The sequence below is a fragment of the Olsenella sp. CU969 genome, from assembly GCF_905219715.1.
GTDB lineage: Bacteria > Actinomycetota > Coriobacteriia > Coriobacteriales > Atopobiaceae > Granulimonas > Granulimonas faecalis.
The window spans coordinates 1-6,354 of sequence record NZ_CAJMXC010000097.1 but is presented as its reverse complement, the minus strand read 5'-3'; the positions used below and the strand labels follow the sequence as shown (position 1 = coordinate 6,354).

The following is a 6,354-nucleotide window of genomic DNA, read 5'->3' as shown; positions in this document are numbered from 1 at the left end:
GGGGCGGTCACCGTGGCGTCCAGGGCGGCCTGGGGGCGCTTGACCGTGACGGGGACCTCGACCCGCTTGGTCTCGGAGCCGTTGGTGACGGTGACGGGGAGCTTGACCACGCGCTCGGTCTCGCCGTCCTTCCAGTCGTCGATGGTGGGCGTGCCGGTGAGCTCGCCCTGGGGGTTGACGGCCATGCCGGCAACGACGTCGCCCCTGATGGTGGAGCCGGGCTTGTTGGGCTCCACGACCTTGGTGCCGGCCGGGACGGCCTGGCCCTCGGTCTGGGGGCCGGGGGCGGTCACCGTGGCGTCCAGGGCAGTAGGAGCGTCGGCAACCACGTGAATGACCTCGCCGGGAACCGGGTTGGGATCGTCGGCGCTGCGGTACACCACAAGCTGATAGTCGCCAGGGGCAAGCTTATGGGTATCGGGAATGACAAGCTCGGCCGGGATCTTACCGAGANGATCGGCGTGGTCAATGCCAGCATTGATGGCGTCGGAGTTGTACTCCTTGTCGGGAACGCCCAAGCTGTCGCCGGTAGCGGTGGCATCGAACTTCTTGGTGGCCGCATCGTAGGGGCGCAGGGCCAAGATGAGCTTGGTGTCAGAATTGGACACCTGCTGAACAGAGTTGGGGTCCACAACGCCCGTGCTCGAATCGCAGGCGGCCGAAGGCTCCTTGGTCAGAAAGACAGCATGGGAGCCGGCAACGGAGGAGTTCCTGTCCCCGCCATTGAGGTAGAGCGTGGTCTCGCCGGGCTTTGTGGCAGCAGGGTCGTAGTCGGCGGGGGGAATCAACGGGCCCACACCCACCTTGAAGCTCTTGGGGTCCACAGGGCCGGTCTGGTCGAGGGTGAGCTCGTCACCATCAGAGCGGCCGTCGCCATCAGTGTCATAGAGGGCGGGGTTGGTCCCCATGTTGTTCTCGGAGAAGTCGGGGATGCCGTCGCCGTCTGAGTCGGTAAGGTCGATGAAGGCGTTGGCGTAGGAGCCCTTGATCATCTTGGTGGGATCGCCGTTGTCGTTGCCACCCACGAGCATGCCGCCACCGATGAAGGAGTCGGGGAAGTCGGCCTCAAGCCAAGAGTCAACGTTGAGCTGCGAGCCGTTCTTCTTCACGTACTCGGCAAGGTCGCGCACGAACTGGGCCGAGTCAATGTCGTCCTTGAGCGTGTAGGAGATGGTGTAGTTGCGCGACTGGCCAAGGGTGCCCCAAAAGACCTTGTTGTCGAGGTTTGTCCTGGCCTCCTTGAAGCGCTCCTTAGCGGCATTCTTATCGCCATTGGACGAGGTGTCGATGTCGGCGATGGAGACGGCCGGCGTGCGCGAGGAGTCCACGAGGCCGGAGTNGTCGACGTTGAGGTCGATCCACTCGTTGTCGCCGGTGTAGTTGCCGAGCTTGTCAGAAACGCCCAGCTTCACGTCGTTGACCTTGATGTACTTGAGCAGCTCGGCCGGGACGCGCTCCTTGACGTAGAGCAGCCACGAGTAGTTGGATTGGAGGAAGTTCTGGTCGGGCTTGAAGGTGTGAACGGAGCGGATGGTGCGCGTCTTCTGATCGAATATGATGTTCTGGATCATCTCGCCGTTGCAGAAGTTACGGCCAAGACCGCTGTAGTACTGGTCGTCCGGCAAAATCTTATCGTTGTTCTTCAAGATGAAGCCGTTGGAAGAGCCGTTGGGATCGATAAGACCCTCGTCGGTGAGCCANACGGAGCCAAAGTTGACCGGCGTGTCGGCGAGGCCGAGGCTGTCCAAGGTCTGGCCGTCCTTCAGCGTGATGACGATGTCGTGGTTGGTGACAATGCCGATCTTGGCGTAATCGAACGGGTTGGGATTGGCAATGCCGATGGACCAAAGCTTTCCAGGCTGCACCTCCTTGCCGTCCACGTTGGTGACCTTGTTCATCGGCTTACCCGCAGCGGAGATGCTGGCGACCTCGTTGTAGAAGTCAGGGTTGTCGAAGTAGAGCAGATACTGGCCGGAGAGCTGGATAGAGTCGTCGTGGCCCCAGCCCGTGGCGAGCTTGGCCCACTTGGTCTCGTTGAGCACGATGTTGCCCTTGTCGTCCACGCTCTTATACTCGAGGCCGGCGTAGCGAAGGCTCGGGTTCTCCTCGACGCCCTTGGCGGCGAACGGCAAGTTCGGGNCGATGGAACGGGTGGCGATGGCCGGCTGGGACTCAGCCGCAACTGCCGCCACGGGCGACACNAGCATCATGGTGCCGCCCAGCATGCAGGAGACCAGGCCCACCGAGAGCTTACGGAGCCCGTAGCGCGGAACCCGCTCTACCTTTACTNCCCGCTTGTTGACCGGAGGCCCGGCCGAGACGTTCTTGTGGTCCATTGAACGACCCCCCCCCCGTGCGGTTTTTTCGGGTCCNNACGCGTAGTTGGTGAATGGTTTCTCGACCACAATAGAGATTGTTCTCTTAACTCCTAGCCCAATCGTTAACTGTAGATTTCCATCTTTACAGGCATGGGAACAAGATAGCTGNTTTCNCGAATAATTGCAGGTAAATAGCTATGATTGTATTTGCCAACAAAGTTGGCTGTTTTTCATTATGGTTTAGTATATTTATAATAGCGAACAGCGATTTACCATTTATTCAGTTTCCTATAAGAATCAATGGAGAAATAGTCCCTCAAGACCCGGAATCACTGCGCATAGATGCGAGCCGCTCGAGGGCGCATAGGTGGCGCGTCATTTTGGCACGGCGCCACGGGGCGGTCACAAGGCCCACGAGCCTTCCGTTGAGGCCGCACCAAAAGCCGCTGCCGTCAAACGTCTCCTCGTAGGAGACGATGACACCCTCCCCGTTGGCCTCCAAGCCGTAGCGGACGAGGTAGGTCCCGTCTCCAGCCTGTACCGACGAGGCGTAGGCATGCCCGTCCTCGTACTCCTCGACNGAGACCGTGGCCGTGACGGTCTGGCCCATCTTGGTGACCATGGGGCGNTGCCAGGTCGTGCCGGCGCACGGCCTGCGCCCCTCCGGCAGCCCTCCTTGGGCCATATCGGCGAGAACGGCCTCCTCAAGGCAGGCAAACGCCGTCTCGGGGGCCACATCCATCCATCTCTCAACGCGCATGACGCCTCCCAGCCGCCCAATGGGCCACAGCGACGATACCAGCGGCCGCAATCAGCAGCACACCCCATCCCACGTTGATGTTTCCCGTGGCATACCCGTAGGTGAAGGCGGCACAACCCATGGAGAGCAGGGCCAGGGCCCACTNGGTCGCAGAACTCANCGCATCCATGGANGCACCTTTTCGCAGCTTTGAGCAGAACAAAGAAAAGCCTCCACGCCATCTCGAGCGTGGAGGCCAAAAACCGTGCGGCTATTGCTTCTCGGGCGCGTCCATGCGGTTGGCGAGCNTAACGAACGGCGTCCAGATGANAAAGGAGATCAGGAGGTTGAGCAGGGCAACGAGTCCTGCGAGCACATTGCCTCCCGTGGCGAGAAACGCGCCAATGCCCACGGGCATGATCCACGGCACCTGGATGAACACCGGCGGGATGAGCCCGGTGAAGGTGAAGGCCATGGCCACGACCGTGGCGACCACCGGAACCAGCAGCCAGGGGATGAGGTAGAGGGGATTCAAGACGATGGGCATGCCAAAGATGACCGGCTCGTTGATGTTGAAGACGCCCATGGGCGCCGACATCTCGGCCACCACACGGCACTCGCGGCGCTTGGAGAAGATCATGATGGCGATGATGAGGCCCAGGGTGATGGCGGCGCCCGCGAACATGGAGAAACACTNGAACGAGGCTTTGGTCCACAGGTAGGGCAGCTGGGCGATGTCGTGGGTGGCGTTCCAGACCTGCATGTTCTCCAAGAGCGCCGGCGTGTACAGGCCCTCGAGCACAGGGGCCATGACCTGGGAGCCGTGGATGCCAAAGAACCAGAGGAGCTGGATCAAGAAGCTTGTGAGCACGATGGCCGGGGCGCTCTGGGAGATGCCCAGAAGGGGCTTCTGGATGAACTCCACGATGAGGTCGTTGGGGTACTGCCCGGTGAGGGCCACGCAGAGCTGGGCGAGAATAGCGCAGACGTAGACGGCCACAACGCCGGGGATGATGGCGGCGAACGCCTTGGAGACCGCGGGCGGCACGCCCTCGGGCAGCTTGATGGTGACGTCCTTGAGCGTCAGCTTCACATAGACNATGGTGGAGATGATGCCGAAGATGAGGGCCGAGAAGAGCCCGGTGGCGCCGGTGAGCGCTGTGGAGATGAGGTTTGCGCCCGTCACCTGAAGAGTCACCGCGCCATCGACCTCTGCCACGGCAAGACCCGCCGAGGAGAGCGCGCCCATCGCGTCGGGAGTGACGTTGGGAAGCACATAGGCAAACTCGGGGGCGAAGTTCATGGTAGCCACTACCGAGGCGAGGGCGATCACGCCGCCGGCCAGGCCGTCCACGTCGTAGGCGCGGGACAGGCGATAGCCAAAGGCAAAGGCAAAACACNGGGCAAAGATGGCCATGGAGCCATGGCTCACAAGGCCGTCAACGTTGACCACCTGCGCGAGCGACGTGGTGACGACGTTCTCCTCGCCCAGCCACATGGTGGGCAGGTCAACCACGAACACGTTGAGGAGCGTGGCGATGGAGCCCACCATGGTGATGGGGAGGATGGAGATGAAGGCGTCGCGCACGGCGGCAAGGTGGCGCTGGTTGCCGACCTTGCTGGCCACGGGGACAAACTTCGTCTCCATCCACTGCATGAATCCGTCCATAGGACTGCTCATGAAACACTTCCTTTCTGTCTTCTTCCGTCTCCCGGGCCGTGCCGTGAGGAGCGGTTAGGCGATGTGATCGAGGGCCGAGTCCAAGACGGCGTCGCCGTCCATGCGGCCGTACTGCATGACGTCCACAACGCTCACGGGGACGGGCGTCACCTGGGCGGCGATGCGGTCCTCGAGATAGCGGATCTGAGGCCCGAGGAGCACGACGTCGGCATCCGCCCCCTCGACGGCCGCCTTGGCTTCGGGGACGGCCCAGATCCTGGCATCGATGCCGCGGCGATCGGCGGACTCCTGCATCTNCTTGACGAGCATGCTCGTGGACATGCCCATGTTGCAGACGAGCATTACTTTGACCATCTAACTCTCCAATCGTCTCTTACGCGAGCAACGAGAACCCGGACCACGGCCCGAGGTATCCCAGCAAGAAGCGCTCCTCCTCAACGACGTTGGCCACGACGTTCTTGGTGCCGTCGTTGTCCATTGCCTTGAGGACAACCTGCAGCTCACCGGCGTAGCGGCCGCCGCGGTCGTTGACCACNGNCACGTCGCCCGGCACAAGGCCCCACGTGTTGTGCGGGGCGATGCCCAGAGGCGCCAGGCGGGCCCTCTNGTCGAAGTCGCGCAGCATATAGGGAGAGGAGTCGCCGCGGACCCGCAGCGAAGANCCCAGGTGCGCNTTGAAAAGCGGGCCCTCGGCCCCTTTGGCCGGGACGACCCTGAGCGCGACGGTGGCAGGGTCCAGCGCTGCCAAGGAGCGAAGCTCGTCATCTGAGGCAAAGCAGTTGGACACCAGCACGTCGTCCACCACGCCCGTGGCAAACAGGTGGCGCGCCTGCAGGTCGATGGGGGCGTTGCGATGGGCCTCCACAGTGGGAAGACCCTCTTTGAGGGGCCACGGGCCGCAGGCGTCAGGCTGTCCGGACGAGACGAACGCGGCCACCCCGAGGCCGAGCTCCTTGGCGGCGCGGCTCTCCTGCTCCATGAACGAGGCACTGAGCCCGGTGTATCGCTGAGGGTAGAAGTTGTGGCACGCGCTCAGGCGGGAGCGGTCCGGCTCGCAGGCGCAGACGGCGGCTACGGTCCCGTCGGCCGTGGAGGCGTTGAGCTCCACCGCCAGGCCGTAGGGGTTGTGGGTGAGAGCCGCCACCTCACGCGGTGTGAAGGCCTCGTCGAGGCGGATGGCGTTTGCCCCCAGGTCGCAAAAGAACGAGAGGTCGTNCGGACTGATGCCGAGGCGCTCAAAGACCACAGGCGAGACGTCGAGAGTGAGCGCCATGGACGCCTCGTGCGCGGCCCGGGCCACCGGGGAAAAGCGCTCGACCACGTGGGCGCGGCCCCCCTCGGCAGACAGCAGGCAGCTGAACACCCGCGAGTACCCGAGGGTCCCCGCTCGGCCGAGGTACTGGACGATGGCGTCTACGTCAACGCGCTCCGGATACACCGATACACCGAGTCCCATGTGCACATCCTTTTGTGAGGTGGCGCCCCATTGGCTGCTATCAGCAAAATGATGTACCATCCGCCTTTGTAAAAAGTGACATTGTTGATTCATGATTTGCAGGATTTTCCGGCAACGAATCATGAGTTCCGGGCGCTGGGGGCGCGGGGGGGGGTACGGG

At 62.6% G+C, this 6,354-nt stretch carries 5 protein-coding genes; all 5 read right to left on the bottom strand.

All coding sequences use genetic code 11. From position 1 onward, the window contains the following. A partial coding sequence (locus JX283_RS07645; RefSeq protein WP_204830044.1) for a YSIRK-type signal peptide-containing protein occupies positions 1 to 2,336 on the bottom strand: 2,336 nt, incomplete at its 3' end. 298 nt (positions 2,337 to 2,634) lie between these two features. Next, positions 2,635 to 3,078 carry a DUF3284 domain-containing protein gene (locus JX283_RS07640; RefSeq protein WP_204830043.1) on the bottom strand — a complete coding sequence of 148 codons (444 nt, stop codon included), beginning with the start codon at positions 3,076 to 3,078 and terminating at the stop codon, positions 2,635 to 2,637. 250 nt (positions 3,079 to 3,328) lie between these two features. Then, the gene (locus JX283_RS07635) at positions 3,329 to 4,738 is read right to left on the bottom strand and encodes a PTS sugar transporter subunit IIC (protein ID WP_239652541.1); all 1,410 of its coding nucleotides are present in this window, start codon (positions 4,736 to 4,738) and stop codon (positions 3,329 to 3,331) included. Between the two features lie 54 nt (positions 4,739 to 4,792). Continuing rightward, positions 4,793 to 5,092 (bottom strand): PTS sugar transporter subunit IIB, encoded by a 300-nt coding sequence (locus tag JX283_RS07630; RefSeq protein WP_204830042.1) that lies wholly within the window; start codon positions 5,090 to 5,092, stop codon positions 4,793 to 4,795. A 19-nt stretch (positions 5,093 to 5,111) separates the two neighbouring features. Then, positions 5,112 to 6,194: a DUF871 domain-containing protein gene (locus JX283_RS07625; protein ID WP_204830041.1), complete on the bottom strand. Its 1,083-nt coding sequence runs from the start codon at positions 6,192 to 6,194 to the stop codon at positions 5,112 to 5,114. Positions 6,195 to 6,354 lie beyond the last annotated feature (160 nt).